This is a genomic window from Tenacibaculum sp. SSH1-16 (genome assembly GCF_040104435.1).
Taxonomy (GTDB): Bacteria; Bacteroidota; Bacteroidia; order Flavobacteriales; family Flavobacteriaceae; genus Polaribacter; species Polaribacter mesophilus.
On sequence record NZ_JBECOV010000005.1, the window covers coordinates 170,356 to 192,599 of the forward strand.

The following is a 22,244-nucleotide window of genomic DNA, read 5'->3' on the forward strand; positions in this document are numbered from 1 at the left end:
ATATCAGTCTTATTATAAGACATTTATTTTTAATTCGAATCCATTATCATGGCAAGAAAAAACGAAAAATACACTGTTAAGAAGTTTAACAAAATTTCAATAGGTTTAGCATCACCTGAGTCTATTTTAGAGGCTTCTAAAGGAGAGGTGTTAAAACCAGAAACTATAAACTACCGTACACACAAACCAGAAAGAGATGGATTGTTTTGTGAGCGTATCTTTGGTCCTGTAAAAGACTATGAGTGTGCGTGTGGTAAATATAAAAGAATTCGATATAAAGGTATCGTTTGTGACCGTTGTGGTGTTGAAGTTACTGAGAAAAAAGTACGTAGAGATAGAGTAGGTCATATTAACTTAGTAGTACCAGTTGCACATATTTGGTACTTTAGATCATTACCTAACAAAATGGGATACCTTTTAGGGTTACCATCTAAGAAGTTAGATATGATTATTTACTACGAACGTTACGTAGTAATTCAACCAGGTATTGCTAAGAATGCCGAAGGAGAACCATTACAAAAAATGGACTTCTTAACTGAGGAAGAATACTTAGATATCGTAGATGAGCTTCCACAAGAAAATATGTATTTAGAAGATTCTGACCCTAATAAGTTTATCGCTAAAATGGGTGCAGAGTGTTTAATTGATTTATTAGAAAGAATCGATTTAGACGAGTTATCATATCAATTGCGTCATAAAGCAAACACTGAAACTTCTAAGCAACGTAAAAATGAAGCATTAAAGCGTCTAAATGTTGTAGAAGCATTCAGAGATTCTCAAAAAAATAGAGAAAACAATCCAGAATGGATGATTATGAAGGTAATTCCGGTTATTCCACCAGAATTACGTCCATTAGTACCATTAGATGGAGGTCGTTTTGCTACTTCTGACTTAAATGATTTATACCGTCGTGTAATTATCCGTAACAATCGTTTAAAACGATTAATGGAAATTAAAGCACCAGAAGTAATTTTACGTAATGAAAAACGTATGTTACAAGAATCAGTAGATTCATTATTTGATAACACACGTAAATCATCAGCTGTAAAAACAGAGTCTAACAGACCATTAAAATCATTATCTGATAGTTTAAAAGGTAAGCAAGGACGTTTCCGTCAAAACTTATTAGGTAAACGTGTTGATTACTCTGCACGTTCGGTAATTGTTGTTGGACCAGAATTAAAATTATACGAATGTGGATTGCCAAAAGATATGGCAGCTGAATTATACAAACCTTTCGTTATTCGTAAGTTAATCGAAAGAGGAATTGTTAAGACAGTTAAATCTGCAAAGAAAATAATTGACAGAAAAGAACCAGTTGTTTGGGATATCTTAGAAAATGTAATTAAAGGACACCCTGTTTTATTAAACCGTGCCCCTACCTTACACCGTTTAGGTATTCAAGCTTTCCAACCAAAATTAATTGAAGGAAAGGCAATTCGTTTACACCCATTAGTATGTACGGCATTTAATGCCGATTTTGATGGGGATCAAATGGCGGTTCACTTACCATTAGGACCAGAAGCAATTTTAGAAGCACAGTTATTAATGTTAGCTTCTCATAATGTTTTAAACCCTGCAAATGGAGCACCAATTACGGTACCATCTCAGGATATGGTTTTAGGGTTATATTATATGACAAAAGAAAGAAAGTCAACTCCAGAAGTACCTATTAAAGGTGAAGGGTTAACTTTCTATTCTCCAGAAGAAGTAACTATTGCTTATAATGAGGAGCAAGTAGACTTAAATGCTGGAATAAAAGTAAGAACTAAAGACTTTAACGAGAATGGTGAGTTAGTAACTCAATTAATAGAAACTACTGTTGGTAGAGTATTATTTAACGAAGTGGTACCTGAACAAGCAGGGTATATTAATGAGGTATTAACAAAGAAATCATTACGTGGAATTATTGGTAATATCCTAAAAGTAACAGATATTCCATCAATAGGTAAGTTCTTAGATGATATCAAAGGAATGGGGTATAAATTTGCCTTCCAAGGTGGTTTATCTTTCTCATTAGGAGATATCATTATTCCGGAAGAAAAACATACCATGATTGCTGAAGCGAACGAAGAAGTGGATGGAATTGTTATGAATTATAACATGGGTATGTTAACGCAAAAAGAACGTTATAATCAGGTAATTGATGTTTGGGGATCTACCAACAACCGATTAACTGAATTATCTATGAAGCGTTTACGTGAAGACCAGCAAGGATTTAACTCAGTGTTTATGATGTTAGATTCTGGAGCACGTGGATCGAAAGAGCAGATTCGTCAGTTAACTGGTATGCGTGGATTAATGGCAAAACCTAAAAAATCGACCGCAGGAGGTGGAGAAATTATTGAAAACCCAATTTTATCGAACTTTAAAGAAGGGTTATCAATTTTAGAATACTTTATCTCCACGCACGGTGCACGTAAAGGACTTGCCGATACCGCATTAAAAACAGCCGATGCAGGATATTTAACACGTCGTTTAGTAGACGTATCTCAAGATGTTATCGTAAACGAAGAAGATTGTGGTACATTAAGAGGATTAGAAGTTTCTGCCTTAAAGAAAAACGATGAAATCGTTGAACCTTTAAGTGAAAGAATTTCAGGACGTACAGCATTATATGATGTTTATGCTCCAACTACAGATGAATTATTAGTTGAAGCAGGAGAGTTGATTACTCCAATTTTAGCTGACAAAATTGAAGCATCAGGCGTAGATAAAGTTGAAGTTCGTTCAGCATTAACATGTGAATCTGAAAGAGGAATTTGTGAGAAATGTTACGGACAAAGTTTATCAACAGGTCAAAAAGTTCAAAGAGGTGAAGCAGTTGGTGTAATTGCTGCACAGTCTATTGGAGAACCAGGTACACAGTTAACATTACGTACATTCCACGTTGGAGGGGTAGCAGGAAACATTTCTGAAGACAATAAGTTAATCGCAAAATTCGACGGTTCTGTAACTATTGATGACTTACGTACTGTAAAAGGTAAAGATTCAGCAGGCGAAGAAGTAGATATCGTAATTTCTCGTACTGCAGAAATTAAAATTACTGATAAGAAAACAGGCATCGTATTAAGTACTAACATAATTCCTTACGGTTCTATTATCTTTGATAAAGAAAGAAAGACGATCAAGAAAGGAGATGCAGTATGTCAATGGGATCCATTTAACGGAGTTATTGTTTCTGAATTTGGAGGTAAAGTTAAGTTCGACAATTTAGAACAAGGAATTAACTATTCTGTAGAAGTCGATGAACAAACAGGATTCCAAGAAAAAGTAATAACAGATTCTAAGAATAAAAAAATCATTCCTTCATTAATTATTGAAGATGCTGATGGTAATGCTTTACGTTCGTATAGTTTACCTGTAGGAGCTCATTTAATGGTAAATGATGGAGATAAAGTAGAAACCGGTAAAACATTAGTGAAGATTCCTCGTAAGTCTGGTAAAGCAGGAGATATTACAGGAGGTTTACCACGTGTAACTGAGTTATTCGAAGCGCGTAACCCTTCTAACCCAGCTGTAGTAGCACAAATTGATGGAGTTGTGTCATTTGGTAAGATTAAGCGTGGTAACCGTGAAATTATTATCGAATCTAAAACAGGAGAGATTAAGAAATACTTAATTAAGTTATCTAATCAAATCTTAGTTCAAGAAAACGACTTTATCAAAGCAGGAATGCCATTATCTGATGGAGCAATTACTCCTATTGATATCTTAAATATCAAAGGACCTTCAGCAGTTCAAGAATACTTAGTAAACGAGATCCAAGAAGTATACCGTTTACAAGGGGTAAAAATTAACGACAAGCACTTTGAAGTAGTAGTACGTCAAATGATGCGTAAAGTTAGAATTATTGATTCAGGAGATACTTTATTCTTAGAAAATCAATTAGTTCATAAAACGGATTTCATCAAAGAAAATGACGCTATTTACGGAATGAAAGTTGTTGAAGACTCAGGAGATTCTGCTAACTTGAAACCAGGACAAATAGTTTCAGCTCGTCAATTAAGAGATGAAAACTCTTTATTACGTAGAGAAGATAAAAACTTAGTAGTAGCACGTGATGCTCAACCAGCAACAGCTGAGCAAGTATTACAAGGTATTACAAGAGCATCGTTACAAACGAAGTCATTTATCTCAGCTGCATCATTCCAGGAAACAACTAAAGTATTAAATGAAGCCGCTGTAAATGGTAAAATTGATACCTTAGAAGGATTAAAAGAAAACGTAATTGTTGGTAAACGTATACCAGCAGGTACAGGAATGAGAGCTTACGAAGATATCGTAGTTGGACCTAAGGATGAGATTGAACAAAGTTTATAAAAACTTAAATTTATAAATAATATCAAGGGTTTAGAGTTCTTAGAACTCTAAACCCTTATTTTTTTAACTAAAACATATTAAGAGACTTAATTATGGAAGATAATAAGAAAGAGCCGCAATTAAATATAGAGCTAGACCAAGAAATAGCAGAAGGAACGTATAGTAATTTAGCTATTATAAACCATTCAGTTTCTGAGTTTATAGTAGATTTTATTAATATTATGCCAGGAGTTCCTAAGGCAAAAGTAAAATCAAGAATTATTTTAACTCCACAACACGCTAAACGTTTGTCAAAAGCGTTAGCAGATAATATTCGTAAGTTTGAACAAGCACATGGAGAAATAAAAGATTATGAGCAACCACCAATTCCAATGAACTTTGGTGGAACCACAGGGGAAGCTTAAAAAAAAAATCGTCTATATAGACGATTTTTTTGTTTTAAAAACCTTCCGAAAGCTCTTTTAAAGCTTTTAAATCGGTTATAAAAATTTCTTTACCCTTTAAATCAATTAGTTTTTTCTTTTTAAACTCTGAAAGTAAACGAATAGCACTTTCCGTTGCTGTTCCAATAATATTAGCCATATCTTCTCGAGATAAATTAATATTTATAGAGCCATTTTCGTTCTTGTCAAACTTAGAGTCTAAAAGTAAAAGAGTAGCAGCTAAACGTTGTTTTACGGTTTTTTGAGCCATATCTACTATAATATCATCTGCTTTCTTTAAAGAATTGGCCATTTTTTTCAAAATGTCCATAGAAAAGTTAGAGTTGTTTTCTAAATCTCTAATAATTTCTTCTTTAGGAATAAAACATACTTCCATATCATTAACGGCAATAGCTTTTAAATTGGAAGCTTCATTGTTAATCAAACTTCGCTCTCCTAAAATATCTCCTTTTTTTATTAAATGAATAATTTGGTCTCTACCATTATCACTCATTTTAGACACTTTACAAACACCGTCTTTAACACAAAAAACACCATTTATGTATTCGCCTTCATCAAAGAGAACTTCTCCTTTTTTTATTTTTTTAGACGTTTTACATCCTGTTATTCTTATCAATTCATCTTTTGTTAAAGCCTTTAAAGAATTAAATTCTCTGATGATACATTGCTCACACTTGCTCATAGATATGCCCTTTTTTTTGCTACTCAAATATACGGAAAACCTGACAATTATCATGTTTTAATTTGAGATGTTATCCGACATTTGTACTAGGCAAAAGAGTAAATATGGAAAGCACAACATGTTTTCATTGTGGTAACGAGTGCGACACAAAAACAATTACAAAAGAAGATAAATTTTTCTGTTGTAATGGATGCAAAACGGTTTATGAAATTTTTTCAGAGAACGATTTAACTTGTTATTACGATTTTCAAAACAACCCAGGAGCAATACCTGAAGAGATACAAGGAAAATATGATTTCTTGGATAATGAATCCATTGTAGATAAACTATTAGAGTTTAACGATGGTAATGTACAAGTGGTAAATTTATACATTCCACATATACATTGTAGTTCATGTATTTGGGTATTAGAAAACTTACACAAACTACAAGAGTTTGTATCTTCATCTCAAGTTAATTTCCCAAAGAAAACAGTACGAATTACTTACAATTCCGAAAAAACATCACTTAAAGAAATAGTATTACTGTTAAGTTCTATTGGTTATGAACCTTACATAAGCCTTGAAGATTATGAGGTAGGGAAAAAGAAGGTAGACCGTAGTTTAATTTATAAACTAGGAATAGCAGGTTTTGCTTTTGGAAATGTTATGTTTTTATCATTTCCGGAGTATTTTGAAGTATCAGAATATTGGTTAGAGCAATACAAAGGAATCTTCCGTTGGTTAATGTTTATATTTTCGTTACCTGTAGTGTTTTATGCAGGAGTTGATTATTTTATTTCAGCATACAAAGGAATTCGCTCTAAAATTTTAAACATTGATGTTCCTATTGCTCTTGGAATTTTAGTGCTATTTGTACGTAGTACAGCAGAGATTATGTTGGATTTAGGGACAGGCTTTTTTGATAGTTTAACAGGGCTAGTGTTCTTCTTATTACTAGGGAAGTTTTTTCAACAAAAAACTTATAATTTCTTGTCATTCGAACGCGATTACAAATCGTACTTCCCAATTGCAGTAACAAGAATAACTACGGATAAAAAAGAAGAAAACACGCAAATCTATGATGTCAATAAAGGAGACAGACTATTAATTAGAAACCAAGAATTAATTCCTGTTGATGGAATTTTAATTAATGGAGAAGCGAAAATAGATTACAGCTTTGTTACAGGTGAGGCTGTACCTGTAAATAAAAAGTCAGGAGATAAATTATTTGCAGGAGGAAAGCAACTGTCAGGAAGTATAGAGATGGAGGTACTAGCTTCGGTTTCACAAAGCTATTTAACACAGTTGTGGAGTAATGATGTATTTCAAAAAGATAAAAATTCATCGTTTAAAACGCTAACTGATAAAATCAGTAAGAATTTTACCATCATCGTATTGTCAATAGCGTTTTTGTCTACAGCATTTTGGTTATACTATGATTCAAGTGTAGCATTAAACGTATTTACGTCAGTACTAATTATTGCATGTCCGTGTGCCATAGCCTTAGCAGCACCGTTTACTTTAGGGAATATCCTACGAATCTTTGGGAGAAAGAAATTTTATTTAAAGAATGCTACAGTAGTAGAACAATTAGCAGCTATAAACTCAGTTATTTTTGATAAAACAGGTACGCTTACCACCAATAAAGAAAATACGATAACATATAAAGGTGAAGATCTAAATAAACTCCAAAAAGCGATATTAAAAAGCTCATTAAGAGCCTCAAATCATCCACTAAGTAGAATGTTATATGCTTCTTTAGAAGAAGAAATGTTACCAGTTGATAATTACCAAGAATATGTAGGAAAGGGAATTGAGACAAGTTATCAACAAACAAGATTAAAAATAGGTTCGTCTTCTTTTGTAAAAAATGCAGAAGAACGATTAAATTTTGATACTTCGGTTCATATTAGTGTTAACGAAGAGTATAAAGGAAAGTTTGTGTTTAAAAATGCTTATAGAAAAGGAGTTGAAAACCTGTTTTCAAGCTTAAATAAAAAATATGAATTATCTGTAGTTTCTGGAGATAATGAAGGGGAAAAGAAGTTTTTAGAAGAGTTATTACCTAAAGAAACAACATTTTTATTCAATCAAAAACCGCAAGATAAGCTACATTATGTAGAGGAACTACAAGAAAAAAACAAAAGTGTATTGATGATTGGTGACGGATTAAATGACGCAGGAGCGTTAGCTCAAAGCAATGTAGGAATAGCTTTATCGGAAAATATCAATGTGTTTTCACCTGCTTGCGATGCTATTTTAGATGCCACAAAGTTTAGTGAAATAGGAAACTATATAAGAGCATCGCAAAAAGCGATAAAAATTATTAAGTATTGTTTTTTATTATCTTTAATGTATAATGTTGTTGGACTTTATTTTGCGGTAACGGGGGAGTTGATGCCAGTAATAGCAGCTATTTTAATGCCGTTGAGTTCAATTAGTGTAGTAGTATTTACAACAATAGCTACCAATATTTTAGGTAGAAAAATAAAATAAAAAGATGCAGATTAATAAATATATAGATCATACTTTATTAAAAGCTACAGCAACTAAAGCAGATATAGTAAAGCTGTGTAATGAGGCCAAAAAACATAACTTTTATGCAGTTTGTGTAAATGGATGTTATGTAGAATTGGCAGCCAAAGAGTTAAAAGGTTCGGATGTAAAAATAGCAGCTGTAGTAGGTTTTCCTTTAGGAGGAATGACTGCCAAAGCTAAAATTTTTGAAGCCAAAGAATGTATAAAAAATGGAGCTTCTGAAATAGATATGGTTATCAATATAGGTAAGTTGTTAGATGGTGAAGAAAATTATGTAGAAAAAGAAATTCGGTTGATTAAAGAAGAAATAGGAGAAAATATATTAAAAGTAATTTTTGAAAACTGTTATCTATCTAAGGAACAAATAAAAATAGCAAGTCAATTAGCGGTAGAAGCCGGGGCTGATTTTGTAAAAACATCTACAGGTTTTGGTACTGGAGGGGCTACTTTTAAAGATGTAGCGATAATGGATAGTGTTGTAGATGGAAAAGCACAGATAAAAGCAGCTGGTGGTATTAGAGATATTGAAACAGCTAAGAGGTACATAGAAATGGGAGTAACTCGTTTAGGAACCTCGTCAGGTGTTTCATTAGTAACGAGTGGTATTTCAGATAAGAATCAGTATTAAAATAAGTTTTTAATAACTCAAAATCTAAAAGAACAAATAATGAGCGTACATATAGAAGCAAAGAAAGGAGAAATAGCAGAAACTGTTTTATTACCAGGTGATCCTATGCGCGCAAAATGGATAGCAGAAACATTTTTAGAAAATCCAACGTGTTACAATGATGTTCGTGGAATGCTAGGTTTTACAGGGACGTATCAAGGAAAGCGAATATCTGTTCAAGGAACTGGAATGGGAATTCCTTCCACATTAATTTATTGTCATGAATTAATTACAGAGTATGGAGTTAAAAATTTAATAAGAGTAGGTTCAGCTGGTTCTTATCAAGAAGATGTAAAAATTAGAGATATTGTTATAGCCATGGCAGCATCGACAAATTCTGGATTAAATACCATACGTTTCAACGGAGCCGACTATGCGCCGACAGCAAGTTTTGAACTATTCCAAAAAGCAGTTGATGTAGCAAAAAACAAAGGAATTCCGCTAAAATCAGGAAATATTTTAAGTTCAGATGAGTTTTATGCTGATGAATTTGAAAGCTATAAAAAGTGGGCAGATTATGGGGTGCTTTGTGTTGAGATGGAAACAAATGGATTATATACTGTTGCAGCAAAACACAAAGTAAATGCACTGTCAATTTTAACCATTTCAGATAGTTTAGTTACTGGAGAAAGAACAACCGCTGAAGAAAGAGAACAAACCTTTAAAGAAATGATTGAAATCGCTTTAGAATTGGCTTAATGTCACCTCGAGCGTAGTCGAGAGGTCTCACAATTTTTAACTTAATACATATGAAAAATTCACTTATTCAAAAATATAATATTCCAGGACCAAGATATACAAGTTATCCAACCGTTCCGTATTGGGAGAATGATAGCTTCTCAAAAGAAAAATGGATTAAAACTTTTAAACAATCGTTTATCGAAAGTAACTCATCAGAAGGAATTAGCTTATATATTCACTTACCATTTTGCGAGAGTTTATGTACGTTTTGTGCATGCCATAAACATATAACAAAACGTCATGAAATGGAAGGTCCGTATATAGAAACTGTTTTAAAAGAATGGCAGCTATATGTTAATTTGGTAGATGAAACACCTATAATAAAAGAAATCCATTTAGGAGGAGGGACTCCAACATTCTTTTCAGAAAAACAATTAAAAAGATTAATTGATGGGATTTTTATGAACGCAGAAAAACATCCCAATCATGAATTTAGTTTTGAAGGGCATCCAAACAACACCACAAAAGAACACCTACAAACTTTGTATGACTTAGGATTTACACGAGTAAGTTTTGGAGTGCAAGATTACAATCCAAAAGTACAAGAAGCAATTCATCGAATTCAGCCTTTTGAAAATGTTCAAAACGTACATAATTGGGCAAAAGAAATAGGATATACATCTATCAGTCACGATTTGGTATTTGGACTTCCGTTTCAAACCAAGGAAAATGTAATTCATACTATTAATAAAACAAAAGAGCTAGAACCTGATAGAATTTCGTTTTATAGTTATGCGCATGTTCCGTGGGTAAAAGGAGTTGGACAGCGAGGATTTAATGAAGATGACCTACCAAAAAATGAAGAAAAGCGAGAGTTGTATGAAATAGGAAAGAAATTGTTTGCAGAAATGGGTTACATAGAAATAGGAATGGATCATTTTGCATTACCTACTGATAGCTTATATGAAGCCACAAAAAAGAAAACGTTGCATCGTAATTTTATGGGGTATACCGCCAATAAAACACAATTAATGATTGGTTTAGGAATGTCGTCAATATCTGATTCTTGGTACGGGTTTGCACAAAATGTAAAAACGGTAAAAGAGTATGAAAGCGTTGTAAACGAAGGAGAAATCCCTGTGTTTAGAGGGCATATATTATCTGAAGAAGATTTAAAAATTAGAAAACATATTTTAAATATCATGTGTCACTTTTCCACTTCGTGGGAAGAAGAGCAGTTACAGATTGAAAATATAGAAACACATATAGAAAAATTAGAAGAAATGATGGCTGATGGTTTGGTTTCTATAAAAGGGAGTAAGTTAACCGTTCCAGAAAAGGCAAGACCCTATGTGCGTAATATTTGTATGGCATTTGATAAAAAGTTACACAAAAAACAACCTGAAACCCAACTGTTTTCAATGACAATTTAAACAACAAATAACTCGAAGATTTTTTCTTCGAGTTTTTTTGTGTAAAAAACTTGAAACATGACAAAAGTCATATTTTAAGAGAATCTTCACAAGTATCTTTGAACTATAATTATCAGGCAAGATATGAGCGTTATTTACTTACTATTATCACTAAGTATTTTAGTGGCTATTATTTTCTTTATAGCATTTATTGTTTCAGTAAAAAAAGGGCAGTACGATGATTCGTACACGCCGTCGGTTCGCATGTTGTTTGATGATGAATTGGTAAAAGAGGAAACAAAGAACTAACAATTAACAATAGATATTAAATTCAAATAGATTATGGAAATGCAACAATTTTATTACGATAATAAGATCGTAAAAAAATTCATCTACGCAACCTTACTATGGGGAATAGTAGGTTTTTCAGTGGGATTGTTATTGGCTTTTATGTTTTTATTCCCAAATTTAACTGACGGTATTTCGTGGTTAAGTTTTGGACGTTTAAGACCATTACATACGAACGCAGTAATTTTTGCATTCGTTGGAAATGCCATTTTTGCAGGAGTTTACTACTCACTACAGCGATTACTGAAAGCCCGTATGGCGAGTGATTTTTTAAGTAACTTTAACTTTTGGGGATGGCAGTTAATAATTGTTGCAGCAGCCATAACACTTCCGCTAGGGTATACCACTTCAAAAGAATACGCTGAATTAGAATGGCCAATCGATATTGCCATAGCCCTAGTTTGGGTGGCTTTTGGTGCTAACATGATTTGGACAATCTTACAAAGAAGACAACGTCATTTATATGTAGCAATTTGGTTTTACCTAGGAACTTTTGTAACCGTAGCAGTATTACATATTTTTAATAGTTTAGAGTTGCCAGTAAGTTTCATGAAAAGTTACTCAGTGTATGCAGGGGTTCAAGATGCACTGGTACAATGGTGGTACGGACACAACGCTGTGGCATTCTTCTTAACGACTCCGTTCTTAGGACTAATGTACTACTTTGTTCCTAAAGCGGCTAATCGTCCAGTATATTCATATAGGTTATCTATTGTGCACTTTTGGTCATTAATTTTTATCTACATCTGGGCAGGGCCTCACCACTTATTATATACATCATTACCAGATTGGGCTCAAAATTTAGGAGTTGCGTTCTCAGTAATGTTAATTGCACCATCTTGGGGAGGTATGATTAACGGATTGTTAACTCTTCGTGGAGCTTGGGATAAAGTAAGAGTAGATCCAGTATTAAAATTCATGGTGGTTGCAATTACAGGTTATGGTATGGCAACTTTTGAGGGACCAATGTTATCATTAAAGAATGTAAATGCAATTGCGCACTTTAGTGATTGGATTATCGCTCACGTACACGTAGGAGCCTTAGCTTGGAACGGATTCTTAACTTTCGGTATGTTATACTGGTTAGTACCAAGAATGTTCAAAACAAAATTATATTCTACAGCATTGGCTAACTTCCATTTCTGGATTGGAACTTTAGGTATTATTATGTATGCACTACCAATGTATGTTGCAGGATTTGTACAAGCTTCAATGTGGAAACAGTTTAATCCAGATGGAACGTTAACTTATGGTAACTTCTTAGAAACAGTAAACGAAATTATTCCAATGTATTGGATGCGTGCTATTGGAGGAAGCTTATTTATCCTTGGAGCATTTGTAATGTTATACAACATTGTTAAAACGGTAAGATCAGGAAGTGGAGTAACAGATGAACTAGCAGAAGCAGCGGCATTAACAAAAGTATCTAAATACAGAACTTCTAAAGAAGGTTGGCATACTTGGTTAGAAAGAAGGCCTGTAAAATTAACTATATATGCTACAGTGGCGATTTTAATAGGAGGAGTTGTTCAAATTATTCCAACATTATTAGTAAAATCTAATATTCCAACAATAACAAGCGTACAACCTTATACTCCTCTAGAATTAGAAGGTAGAGATATTTATATACGTGAAGGATGTGTGGGATGTCACTCACAAATGGTACGTCCATTTAGATCGGAAGTAGAACGTTATGGAGAATTTGCAAAAGCAGGAGAGTTTGTATACGACCATCCGTTTTTATGGGGTTCTAAACGTACAGGTCCAGATTTATTAAGAGTTGGAGGAAAGTATAACGATAGTTGGCATTTAAATCATATGTATGATCCACAAAGTACATCTCCAGGATCTATTATGCCAGCATACCAATGGTTAGTAAGAAATAAGTTAGATAAGAGTGATACCGAAAGCAAAATGAAAGCAATGGTTAGCTTAGGAGTTCCTTATACGGAAGAAGATATTGCAAATGCGCAAACAAGCATGGAAGAGCAAGGAGCTAAAATTCAAGAGAACTTATATGCTGATCCAGATTTTGCAACAAACTATGAAGCAGATAAAAAGTATGCTCAAGAAAATGGACAAACTTTCATAGAAATGAAAGATAGGGAAATCGTAGCCTTAATCGCTTATTTACAACGATTAGGTACCGATATTAAGATTAAAGATGTTCAAGACCAATTAAGCGCTAAAAACTAGAAATTATGTTAAAGTTTGTAAAAAATCATATGGAAACTATTGCAGGTATTGAAATATACCCAATTATTTCACTAACCATATTCTTTACATTTTTTGTAGTGTTGTTTTGGTGGGTATTTACAGCCAAGAAAGAATATATAAGTAGGGTAAGTGAATTGCCTTTAGATAATTAGTAAAATTTAAAAAGATGAAAAAATATTTTCAGTCTATAGTATATATCATTTTTGTTGCAGTAACCTTTTTTGCTATTGCTACTGCAATTAAATCATATCAAAATCCATTTAGTCTATATGAACACCCATTAGTTTGGATAGCGATTGTAGGGCTTATAACTGTTGTAGTTTTAAAAGAAGTTTTAAATATTGTGGCTCAGCAAAGAGCAGAACAACTTCAAATGGAAAAAGATGGAATTAAACCAGAAGAAGTTGATAAATGGGCTTGGGCTAAGAAACTTATTAGTAAATGGACAGAGGCTAAAGCAATTGAGCAAGAAGATGAAATTATTCTTGATCATAATTATGATGGAATTAAAGAGTTAGACAATAACTTACCACCATGGTGGCTATATATGTTCTATGCAACAATCATTTTTGCAGCAGTATATTTAGTAAGATATCATGTATTAGGAGCAGATAACCAAGAAATGGAGTATGCTCAAGCAGTAGCAGAAGCTAAAAGAGAATTAGCAGCATTTAAATCAAACTCAAAGGAAGCTATTATTGATGCTGAAACTGCTACAGTATTAACTTCTGATGCCGATTTAAGTAGAGGTAAAGCTGTATTTAATTTAAACTGTGCAGCATGTCATATGGCTGATGGAGGAGGAGGTATAGGACCTAACCTGACAGATGAGTATTGGATTTTAGGAGGAGGAATGAAGAATATTTTTAATACAGTTGCTAATGGAGGTAGAGACGGTAAAGGTATGGTTGCTTGGAACAAAACATTAAAACCTAAAGACATTCAAAAGGTTGCGAGTTATATAATTTCTTTACAAGGAACTACTCCAGCAAAACCAAAAGAACCTCAAGGAGAGTTATATAAAGAAGAAGGTCAAGCATCAACTGTTGCAGAACCAATAGAAGAGCAAGTAAAAGATAGTATTCAATAAAAATAGAAGTTACAAATTAGTTTTTAATAGTTGATTATGGAAACACCCAAAAACGAACAATTCAGAGATAGTATTGGTACTATAAATGATGAAGGAAAAAGGGCTTGGGTGTTTCCAAAAAAACCAAGCGGAAAGTTTTATAAGTATCGAAGCTATATAAGCTATTTTTTATTAGCGTTTTTATTACTAGCACCGTTTATTAAAATTAACGGAAATCAGTTTTTACTATTTAATGTTTTAGAACGTAAATTTAACATTTTCGGATTTCCTTTTTGGCCACAAGACTTTCATTTAATGGTGATTTCAATGATAATAGGAGTGGTGTTTATCATTCTATTTACTGTTGTTTTTGGTCGAATTTTTTGCGGTTGGATTTGTCCGCAAACTATTTTCTTAGAAATGGTTTTTAGGAAAATTGAATATTTAATAGAGGGAGATAGAGGAAAACAAATTCGTTTAGCAAAACAAGCTTGGAATGCAGAAAAAATAAGAAAAAGAGTCTTAAAATGGATAGTCTTTTTTATCATCTCTTTTATTATAGCAAACGTTTTCTTAGCATATTTAATAGGAAGTGATAAATTAATAAGTTACATAACAGGTAACCCATTAGACCATATTAGTACTTTAATATCATTGCTAATTTTTACAGGAGTTTTCTATTTTATTTTTGCATGGTTTAGAGAGCAAGTTTGCATTATAGCTTGCCCTTATGGTAGACTGCAAGGAGTGCTGTTAGATAATAAAACTATTAATGTGGCTTACGATCATGTAAGAGGAGAAGGAAAAGCAGGGAGAGGAAAGTTTAATAAAAAAGAAGATAGAGCAGCGTCTGGAAAAGGAGATTGTATAGATTGTTTTCAATGTGTGCATGTATGTCCTACAGGAATAGATATTCGAAACGGTACGCAATTAGAATGTGTAAACTGTACAGCTTGTATTGATGAATGTGACCATATGATGGAAAAGGTAGGATTGCCAAAAGGACTTATTCGTTATGCAAGTGAAGAAAATATTGTAAAGAAAGCACCTTTTAAATTCACTGCAAGAATGAAAGGGTACTCAGCAGTTTTGTTTATTTTAATAGGAATCTTAATAGGGATGCTGTTTTTGAGGAACGATGTAGAAGCAACAATTTTACGATTGCCAGGTCAGTTGTATCAACACAAAGAAAACGGAGTTATTAGTAATATTTACACTTTTAAAGTAGTAAATAAAACAACAAAACAAATAGATAATGTGAGTTATAAATTGTTATCTCATAAAGGAAAAATAGAAACAGTAACACATCAAGATTTTGAAGTACCTAAACAAGGATTAGCAGAAGGAACCTTATTTATAGAGTTACATCAGTCTGAAATGAAAAATGAAAAAGAAAAACTAAAAATAGGAGTGTATAGTGGAGATAAACTTATTGAAACTACTACAACCAACTTTTTAGGACCAAGAAGTTATAGATAAATCAGTCTAAAGTTCATTAGCTTTTAGGAGTAAGTATGAATAAAGATTAAGAACCAAAGACTAAAAACAAATTAAAATGAAACTAAACTGGGGCACGGGTATAGTAATAGCAATAATAGGATTTATAGGCTTTATTATGTATTTCGTAATTACGATGAGTACAGGTAAAAACTTTAATCACGATTTAGTAACTGAAAAATACTACCAACAAGAATTAGAATTTCAGAACAAATTAGATGCTACTAAAAATGCGAAAGCATTAAAAAAGAATATTAAAATAGAAAAAGTAACTGAAGGAATTAAAGTCCATTTTCCAACGGACTTTAACCCTAAAGATATAAAAGGAAAAGTGTTCCTATACAGACCATCTGATAAACAATTGGATTTCGAAATACCTATTTCGATCTCCGAAACATATTTGCTCGTGCCTGAGAAACGTTTGTTGGGTGGTCGTTGGAACATAACAGTTTCCTGGAACTACAAAAATAAAGATTATTTATTTCAGAAAGAGTTAGTGTTTTAATGTTTCTTTCAGCAATCATATTTGGTTTATTAGGTAGTTTTCACTGTATAGGCATGTGTGGTCCTATAGCCTTTATGTTACCTGTAGACAGAACGAATAAAGTAAAACAGTTTTTTCAAATAACTAGTTATCATTTAGGACGCTTATTTACTTATAGTTTAATAGGCTTTTTATTTGGTTTACTAGGTAAAGGGTTTTATTTTTTTGGGTTTCAGCAACAACTATCAATTATTGTTGGTGTATTAATGATTTTTGCAGTTTTAATACCTAAAACTTTTCAGAAATATAACTTTTCAAATCCAATAAATAAATTGGTAATGAAAGTAAAGTCTTCTTTAGGGAAAGAATTAAAGAAAAAAGGAAATGATACTTTTTTTACCATCGGTTTTCTAAATGGATTTTTGCCTTGTGGATTAGTTTATATGGCAGTTTTTGGAGCGTTGAGTACAACTAATATGTTATCAGGAAGCCTATATATGTTTCTCTTCGGATTAGGAACAATACCATTAATGACGGCAGTGGTTTATGTAGGGAATTTTGCAAATGGTTTGGTGCGAAAAAGAATTCAACAAGCAATACCTTATGTTGTAATTATTATTGGAGTATTGTTTATTCTTAGAGGACTAGGGTTAGGAATACCTTATGTTTCTCCACTTCCTGTATCTGATCTTCATAATTCAGTTGAAGGTTGCCATTAATCATAATTTTGAAAAGTGTAAAAAACTTGTTTAATAGTTGGTTATGTTAATTTCCTGTTTTATATAGTTTCCTTGATTGTCTATTATTACATTTCCTTTTAATGTAATAACATCATAAAAACTAAGAATTGTTTTGTTTGGTAAAAAAGTTGCATTCACAGTAACTTTACCATAAGCATTATTTAAAAAAGGATTGTTTTCTTCATTAAAATCCCATAGTTTATTTCCTGTTATAGTATCATATGCTGAAATGATATAAGGAGTTTCTTTTTTTATGTTGACTTTGTGTCTAATAACAACAACATTATTTCTATAAGAAATAATTTCAGCATTTAAAAAGATAGTTTCTTGTAAGGTAGTAGCTAGCTGTTTCTTTTTTGCATATAATTTATATCTATGTTCGTTTATGCGTCTTAGATAGTATGTGCTGTTAGTGTATTTGTATCTATCAGTAATTAAATTATCATCTGTATGCAAGTATAACACCTCACCGTAATTAGTTTTTACATAGACACTATTTTTTTGAGCAGGAGAATAACTTAATTCGGCAATACCACTTTTTTGATGTTTTTTGGGCATCATACGGTTTAAGTCTTCTTTGTTTTTTATAACCATGTTGCTGTTAACCATGTTAAAAGCTTTTATATAATTATTAGAAGTTTCAAATAACCATAAGGTATCTTTTGCACTAAAAACGTAAACATTATTGCCTGGAATAACTAATTTTTCAAATAAAACTGTATCTATTTTTTTAGTGTTAAATTTTCTTACAACTAAAAATGAAGAGTCATTGCTTACGGTTTTATGTTCTTTAATATAGTTACCTCTTATTTTTTGAACACCTATTTCCCAAATTTCATTATTAGGATTATATATGCGCTCTTTAAGTACATAATCACCTCTTTCATTGATGTTTAAAAAAGAATCAATATTTATGTATTTGGGCATAAAGTAGAAGCTAACAACAAGTAGTGTTAAAATAAAATCTCTTTTGGCTAATTGCGTGTTTTGTGCTTTAAAATTTAAAAATGTTGCAATAGCAGAAAATACTCCAAAGTAAAAAACTAAAGCAATAAAAATCACTAGAAGTAAGGGTAAGGCTACATATAAACCATCATTGTTTAATACAAAAAAATCAAAAGTCCATCCATTTTGTCCTGGTTTATATGAATAATGTGTACTGGTATATGCTATAGATCTATTAAAAAAAATACGATTGGGTATGGTAATAAAAAACTTTAATAAAATACCTAAAATAGAAACGACCATTAAAGAAATAAAGGCACGTACAACAACGCCTACAAATTTAGAAGAGTTTTTATCCATAACAAATGTAAAATTTAAGAAAGCAAATGTATAGAATATATAGTGGTTTATAAAGTGACAAAAATCATAGCTTTACTGACAAAATTTAGGTAACTTTATAGAAGACGTAGAACCTAAAAGTAATTAATCATGAAAAAAATTATAGTCCCAGTTGATTTTTCTAAATATTCTGAAAATGCTTTACAAACAGCAGCTTTTTTAGCAAAAAAGTCAGACGCTGAGGTGTTGGTAGTACATATGCTTGAGTTATCTAATGCTGTTTTAAGTAGATCAGAAAGTTATTTACAACAAGAAATGTTGTTTTATTTACAAATGTCTGAGAAAAAGTTAGCAGAATTTTTAGAGAAAGAGTATTTATCGGGTATAAAAGTAACTCCAATTATAAAGCATTTTAAAATCTTTAGCGAAATAGACCAGTTGGCAAGAAATGAAGGAGCAGATTTGATTGTTATGGGATCTAAAGGAGCTAGTGGTTTAAAAGAAATGTTTATTGGTTCTAATACAGAAAAGGTAATCCGTTATGCGCATGTACCTGTATTAGTAATAAAAGAGGAACCGATAGTAAAACAGATAGAAAAGATACTGTTTGCTTGTGATTTTTCTGATGACGATGTACAACCATATATGGAAGCGAAAGAGTTTCTTAAGAAGTTTAATGCAGATATGGAGCTGGTATATGTAAGTACACCAACGTCTAAGTTTAAAAGCACCGAAGAGTTAGAAGAAAGAATGAAGCATTTTTTTAATCAAACAAATGAAAGTTATGATGAAAACATTCATAAAGTAAAAATAATTTCTGATTATTCTGTAGAAAAGGGAGTGTTCTATTATGCAGACAAAATAAACTCAGATGTTTTAGTAGTAGCTACGCATGGTAGAAAGGGAATAGCACACTTTTTTGAAGGTAGTATTTCAGAAGATATTGCCAATCACAGTAAGTTACCAGTATTGTCTTTTAAAATTTAGAATATAAAAGTAAAAAAGCTCATTCAAACTGAATGAGCTTTTTTACTTCTTTTAAAGAAAAGAATATTTACTTTCCTTCTTTAGTTTTTATATCATCTACAAACTTTTGTAAACGTTTACCGTATTCAGAATTTTTAACTTTATCAGTTAAACTATTATTAATAGTATCTAAAAGCTGAATGTTAGCATCATATAGTTCAGATAATGCAATGTATGGTGCAGCTTCACTATCAGCGTTTGCAATAGCAAAGTTTGTAGAGAATAAGAAACGACGACGTACCATTTTCTTATAATCTGCTTCTACTTGTTCTAATTGTACCTCATCTTGAGCTTGACGAGCTTCTACTTCTTTTTTTACAAAATCTAGACGTTGCTCCATAAAACGTTGGTTTATTTTACGATACTCATTCATTACTTCTTGATTTTTAGAACCTTTAATTTCAGGTTTAAAACCAAACTCTTCAATTTTATCGTTGATGGTAATTTCACCTTCTTCCCCAAAAAACATAATGTGTTTATCTGTTGTATTACCATCAAAAGTTAAGTAATACATTACAGGAGACTCAACATTATCTGTTAATATAAATTTATCATCACCTAACAACGCCATAGAATCAACAGATACCAATAATGTGTCCTTCATCTTTTGAAGATATAAAGTACCTTTTTTTAATCCTTTAATCTGACCTTTAACAACCATGTTTCCTTCTTTTTTAGAGGAACAAGCAAAAGCAACAAGTGCAATTGCGAAAAGAGCAATAATTTTCTTCATTGAATTCAAAATTTGTCTGTTGCAAATATGCAGATTTCTCCTAAACTTTTGAGGCTATTTCCATTAAAATTGTACATAGGATTGCGCCTACGGTACCGATAGCGTACCCGAAAACAGCTAATAAAACACCTACAGTTGCTAAAGAAGGGTGAAAAGCTTGTGCTACAATTGGAGCAGAAGCAGCTCCACCAACATTTGCCTGACTTCCTACTGCTAAGAAGAAATATGGAGCGCGAATTAATTTAGCTACTAAGATTAATAATCCAGCATGAATTGCCATCCATACCAAACCAATAAAAATTAAATTGAAATTATCAAAAATTAGCGTTAAGTCCATTTTCATACCAATAGTTGCTACTAGTACGTAAATAAAAATACTTCCTAATTTACTAGCTCCAGCGCCTTCATAATTTTTAGCTTTCGTAAAAGATAAAACAACAGCAACAATTGTTGATATACTAATTAACCAGAAAAAGTTTGATCCTAAGAAAGAGAAAATGTTTTTTGTAGTTTGAGATTCCATAGTTGCTGTTAACGAAGCAAAAACGTCACTTAAATACGCTCCTGCAAAATGACCAAAACCAACAGTACCAAAAGCAATGGCAAGCATAATTATAAAGTCGGTTAAAGTAGGAGTTCTTTTTACACTTTGTGTAAAGTTAGAAACTCTTTGTTTTAAATCTTCAATAGCTGAAGTATCAGCTTTTAACCATTTATCTATTTTGTCTTTTTTACCAATTCCAATTAAAATGATAGCCATCCAAATATTAGCTACTACGATATCAACAAACACCATTCCTCCATATTTAGCTGGATTGTATTGATAAATTTCTAGCATAGCAGTTTGGTTAGCTCCACCACCAATCCAACTACCAGCTAAGGTAGAAAGTCCTCTCCAAACAGCATCAAATCCAGCTCCTCCTACTGTTTCTGGTGAAACAGCAGAAATTAATAAAATGGCAATTGGTCCTCCAATAACAATACCAACAGTTCCTGTAAAAAACATGATTAATGCTTTTGAGCCCAAGTTGAAAATAGCTTTTAAGTCAATACTTAATGTCATTAAAACTAAGGCAGCAGGTAATAAAAACCTACTAGAAACATAGTATAGTTGTGATTTGTTTTTTACGACTTCGCCAGCAGCACTGGTAGTTTCCCATTCTGGAGAAATAACTCCTAAAGTAGTAAATATTGCAGGGATAAAATAAGCCATGAATAAACCTGGGACTATTTTATAAAACTTAGGCCAAAATCCTGAGGTTTTTGATTCTGTATAAAATACAAAACCTAACGAAATCATTAAAATACCAAATACGATTGCATCGTTTGTAAAAAGAGGTGCTTCCATTTAAAAATAATTTGTCGCTAAAGTATGAAATATTAGTTAGTTCTATTTTCTATGATCTGTACTTATTGCAACTCCTAATTGAACTCTATTAAAGTTACCAACCTCGTTTACATGTATTAGTTGATATCCTGCTTGAAGCTTAACTACGTCAGATACTTTATATTTAAAACCAGCTCCAAACCAGTTTTGATTATAAGCTTCTCCCTCAAAATCTAAAAAGGTTTCATTGTATAGGTATGTAGACCATTTTTCATTGATAGGATGTCCCAATGCAAGTTGATATCGAAAGAAATTACTGGTAGTTGATTTAAAAAAACGTTGTTCACCTCTAAAACGATGTGCTAGGTTTAAACTAGCTATTTTATGATTTACATTTAGGTCTTCATAAATACGATGTTCGTTAAAATCGCCTGCATTAACATTAAAAGTTTCATCAGTGTTTAAGAAAGCATACCCTATAGTAGCGTTGATATTTTTATTGAACTTATAATTAGCTCCCAAACGCCCGATAAATTGCTGCATGTCATCTCCAACTTCAAAAAAGCGAAAATGTGCCATAGATTTTAAACCAAATTTATCTGAAATTTGGTGTGATCCGTTATACATGTACCAAACCCCTAATTCTTTGGTTGGATCAGGTTGATTTTGTGAAAAACTGTTTAATGAAAGTAAAGAGACAATTAATAAGAATAATTTTCGCATAATAATAGTGTTGTAGTTCTTTGTCATATTAAAAATCTCCCACATAAATAAATATACGGGAGATTTTAT

Annotated in this window: 19 protein-coding genes; 14 read left to right on the plus strand and 5 right to left on the minus strand. The window is 32.2% G+C overall.

What is annotated here, in order from left to right; all coding sequences use genetic code 11:
* The first annotated feature begins 48 nt into the window (after positions 1 to 48).
* Both rpoC and ABMY20_RS09100 read left to right on the plus strand, forming a co-directional pair.
* Positions 49 to 4,323, plus strand: coding sequence for a DNA-directed RNA polymerase subunit beta' (gene rpoC / locus ABMY20_RS09095; RefSeq protein ID WP_047790110.1), 4,275 nt, complete (start codon positions 49 to 51; stop codon positions 4,321 to 4,323).
* 92 nt (positions 4,324 to 4,415) lie between these two features.
* Positions 4,416 to 4,727: a DUF3467 domain-containing protein gene (locus ABMY20_RS09100; protein ID WP_047790111.1), complete on the plus strand. Its 312-nt coding sequence runs from the start codon at positions 4,416 to 4,418 to the stop codon at positions 4,725 to 4,727.
* A gap of 34 nt (positions 4,728 to 4,761) precedes the next feature.
* On the opposite strand, the gene ABMY20_RS09105 is transcribed toward ABMY20_RS09100, so the two are convergent.
* Positions 4,762 to 5,448 (minus strand): Crp/Fnr family transcriptional regulator, encoded by a 687-nt coding sequence (locus tag ABMY20_RS09105; RefSeq protein ID WP_159493735.1) that lies wholly within the window; start codon positions 5,446 to 5,448, stop codon positions 4,762 to 4,764.
* Between the two features lie 104 nt (positions 5,449 to 5,552).
* On the opposite strand from ABMY20_RS09105, the gene ABMY20_RS09110 reads away from it, so the two are divergent.
* The 11 genes from ABMY20_RS09110 to ABMY20_RS09160 all read left to right on the plus strand — a co-directional run bounded on the left by ABMY20_RS09110 (position 5,553) and on the right by ABMY20_RS09160 (position 17,061).
* On the plus strand, positions 5,553 to 7,925 hold the full coding sequence (locus tag ABMY20_RS09110; RefSeq protein ID WP_349265118.1) for a heavy metal translocating P-type ATPase metal-binding domain-containing protein: 2,373 nt from the start codon (positions 5,553 to 5,555) through the stop codon (positions 7,923 to 7,925).
* 4 nt (positions 7,926 to 7,929) lie between these two features.
* On the plus strand, positions 7,930 to 8,595 hold the full coding sequence (gene deoC, locus ABMY20_RS09115; protein WP_349265119.1) for a deoxyribose-phosphate aldolase: 666 nt from the start codon (positions 7,930 to 7,932) through the stop codon (positions 8,593 to 8,595).
* A gap of 39 nt (positions 8,596 to 8,634) precedes the next feature.
* Positions 8,635 to 9,333 carry a purine-nucleoside phosphorylase gene (deoD, locus tag ABMY20_RS09120; protein ID WP_159613869.1) on the plus strand — a complete coding sequence of 233 codons (699 nt, stop codon included), beginning with the start codon at positions 8,635 to 8,637 and terminating at the stop codon, positions 9,331 to 9,333.
* Positions 9,334 to 9,383: 50 nt separating this feature from the next.
* A complete protein-coding gene (gene hemN / locus ABMY20_RS09125; RefSeq protein WP_349265120.1) occupies positions 9,384 to 10,748 on the plus strand; it encodes an oxygen-independent coproporphyrinogen III oxidase in 1,365 nt (454 codons plus the stop codon).
* A 123-nt stretch (positions 10,749 to 10,871) separates the two neighbouring features.
* On the plus strand, positions 10,872 to 11,036 hold the full coding sequence (gene ccoS / locus ABMY20_RS09130) for a cbb3-type cytochrome oxidase assembly protein CcoS (protein WP_073184498.1): 165 nt from the start codon (positions 10,872 to 10,874) through the stop codon (positions 11,034 to 11,036).
* A 33-nt stretch (positions 11,037 to 11,069) separates the two neighbouring features.
* A complete protein-coding gene (ccoN, locus tag ABMY20_RS09135; protein ID WP_073184496.1) occupies positions 11,070 to 13,271 on the plus strand; it encodes a cytochrome-c oxidase, cbb3-type subunit I in 2,202 nt (733 codons plus the stop codon).
* 5 nt (positions 13,272 to 13,276) lie between these two features.
* Entirely contained in the window at positions 13,277 to 13,444 is a 168-nt protein-coding gene (locus tag ABMY20_RS09140; protein ID WP_047790117.1) for a cytochrome c oxidase subunit IV, read from the plus strand.
* Between the two features lie 14 nt (positions 13,445 to 13,458).
* Positions 13,459 to 14,382, plus strand: a complete 924-nt coding sequence (locus ABMY20_RS09145) for a cbb3-type cytochrome c oxidase N-terminal domain-containing protein (RefSeq protein WP_159493739.1) — start codon at positions 13,459 to 13,461, stop codon at positions 14,380 to 14,382.
* 36 nt (positions 14,383 to 14,418) lie between these two features.
* Positions 14,419 to 15,840, plus strand: a complete 1,422-nt coding sequence (gene ccoG / locus ABMY20_RS09150; RefSeq protein WP_159613875.1) for a cytochrome c oxidase accessory protein CcoG — start codon at positions 14,419 to 14,421, stop codon at positions 15,838 to 15,840.
* A gap of 76 nt (positions 15,841 to 15,916) precedes the next feature.
* A complete protein-coding gene (locus ABMY20_RS09155) occupies positions 15,917 to 16,363 on the plus strand; it encodes a FixH family protein (protein ID WP_047790120.1) in 447 nt (148 codons plus the stop codon).
* Complete coding sequence (locus ABMY20_RS09160; protein ID WP_073184492.1) at positions 16,363 to 17,061, plus strand: sulfite exporter TauE/SafE family protein; 699 nt, start codon at positions 16,363 to 16,365, stop codon at positions 17,059 to 17,061. The genes ABMY20_RS09155 and ABMY20_RS09160 overlap by 1 nt, the downstream gene beginning before the upstream one ends.
* A gap of 30 nt (positions 17,062 to 17,091) precedes the next feature.
* Here the strand turns inward: ABMY20_RS09160 and ABMY20_RS09165 are convergent, their stop codons facing one another.
* Positions 17,092 to 18,387 (minus strand): hypothetical protein, encoded by a 1,296-nt coding sequence (locus ABMY20_RS09165; RefSeq protein WP_349265121.1) that lies wholly within the window; start codon positions 18,385 to 18,387, stop codon positions 17,092 to 17,094.
* A gap of 129 nt (positions 18,388 to 18,516) precedes the next feature.
* Here ABMY20_RS09165 and ABMY20_RS09170 point away from each other — a divergent pair, with 129 nt between their 5' ends.
* Complete coding sequence (locus ABMY20_RS09170) at positions 18,517 to 19,353, plus strand: universal stress protein (protein ID WP_173359748.1); 837 nt, start codon at positions 18,517 to 18,519, stop codon at positions 19,351 to 19,353.
* A gap of 67 nt (positions 19,354 to 19,420) precedes the next feature.
* Here ABMY20_RS09170 and ABMY20_RS09175 read toward each other — a convergent pair whose 3' ends face one another.
* Genes ABMY20_RS09175 through ABMY20_RS09185 form a run of 3 tightly spaced genes read right to left on the minus strand, consistent with a single transcriptional unit; the run spans position 19,421 to position 22,175 of the window.
* Positions 19,421 to 20,125, minus strand: coding sequence for a DUF4369 domain-containing protein (locus ABMY20_RS09175; protein ID WP_047790124.1), 705 nt, complete (start codon positions 20,123 to 20,125; stop codon positions 19,421 to 19,423).
* A 40-nt stretch (positions 20,126 to 20,165) separates the two neighbouring features.
* On the minus strand, positions 20,166 to 21,473 hold the full coding sequence (locus ABMY20_RS09180; protein WP_159613885.1) for a DUF819 family protein: 1,308 nt from the start codon (positions 21,471 to 21,473) through the stop codon (positions 20,166 to 20,168).
* A 42-nt stretch (positions 21,474 to 21,515) separates the two neighbouring features.
* Entirely contained in the window at positions 21,516 to 22,175 is a 660-nt protein-coding gene (locus ABMY20_RS09185) for a DUF2490 domain-containing protein (RefSeq protein ID WP_047790162.1), read from the minus strand.
* Positions 22,176 to 22,244 lie beyond the last annotated feature (69 nt).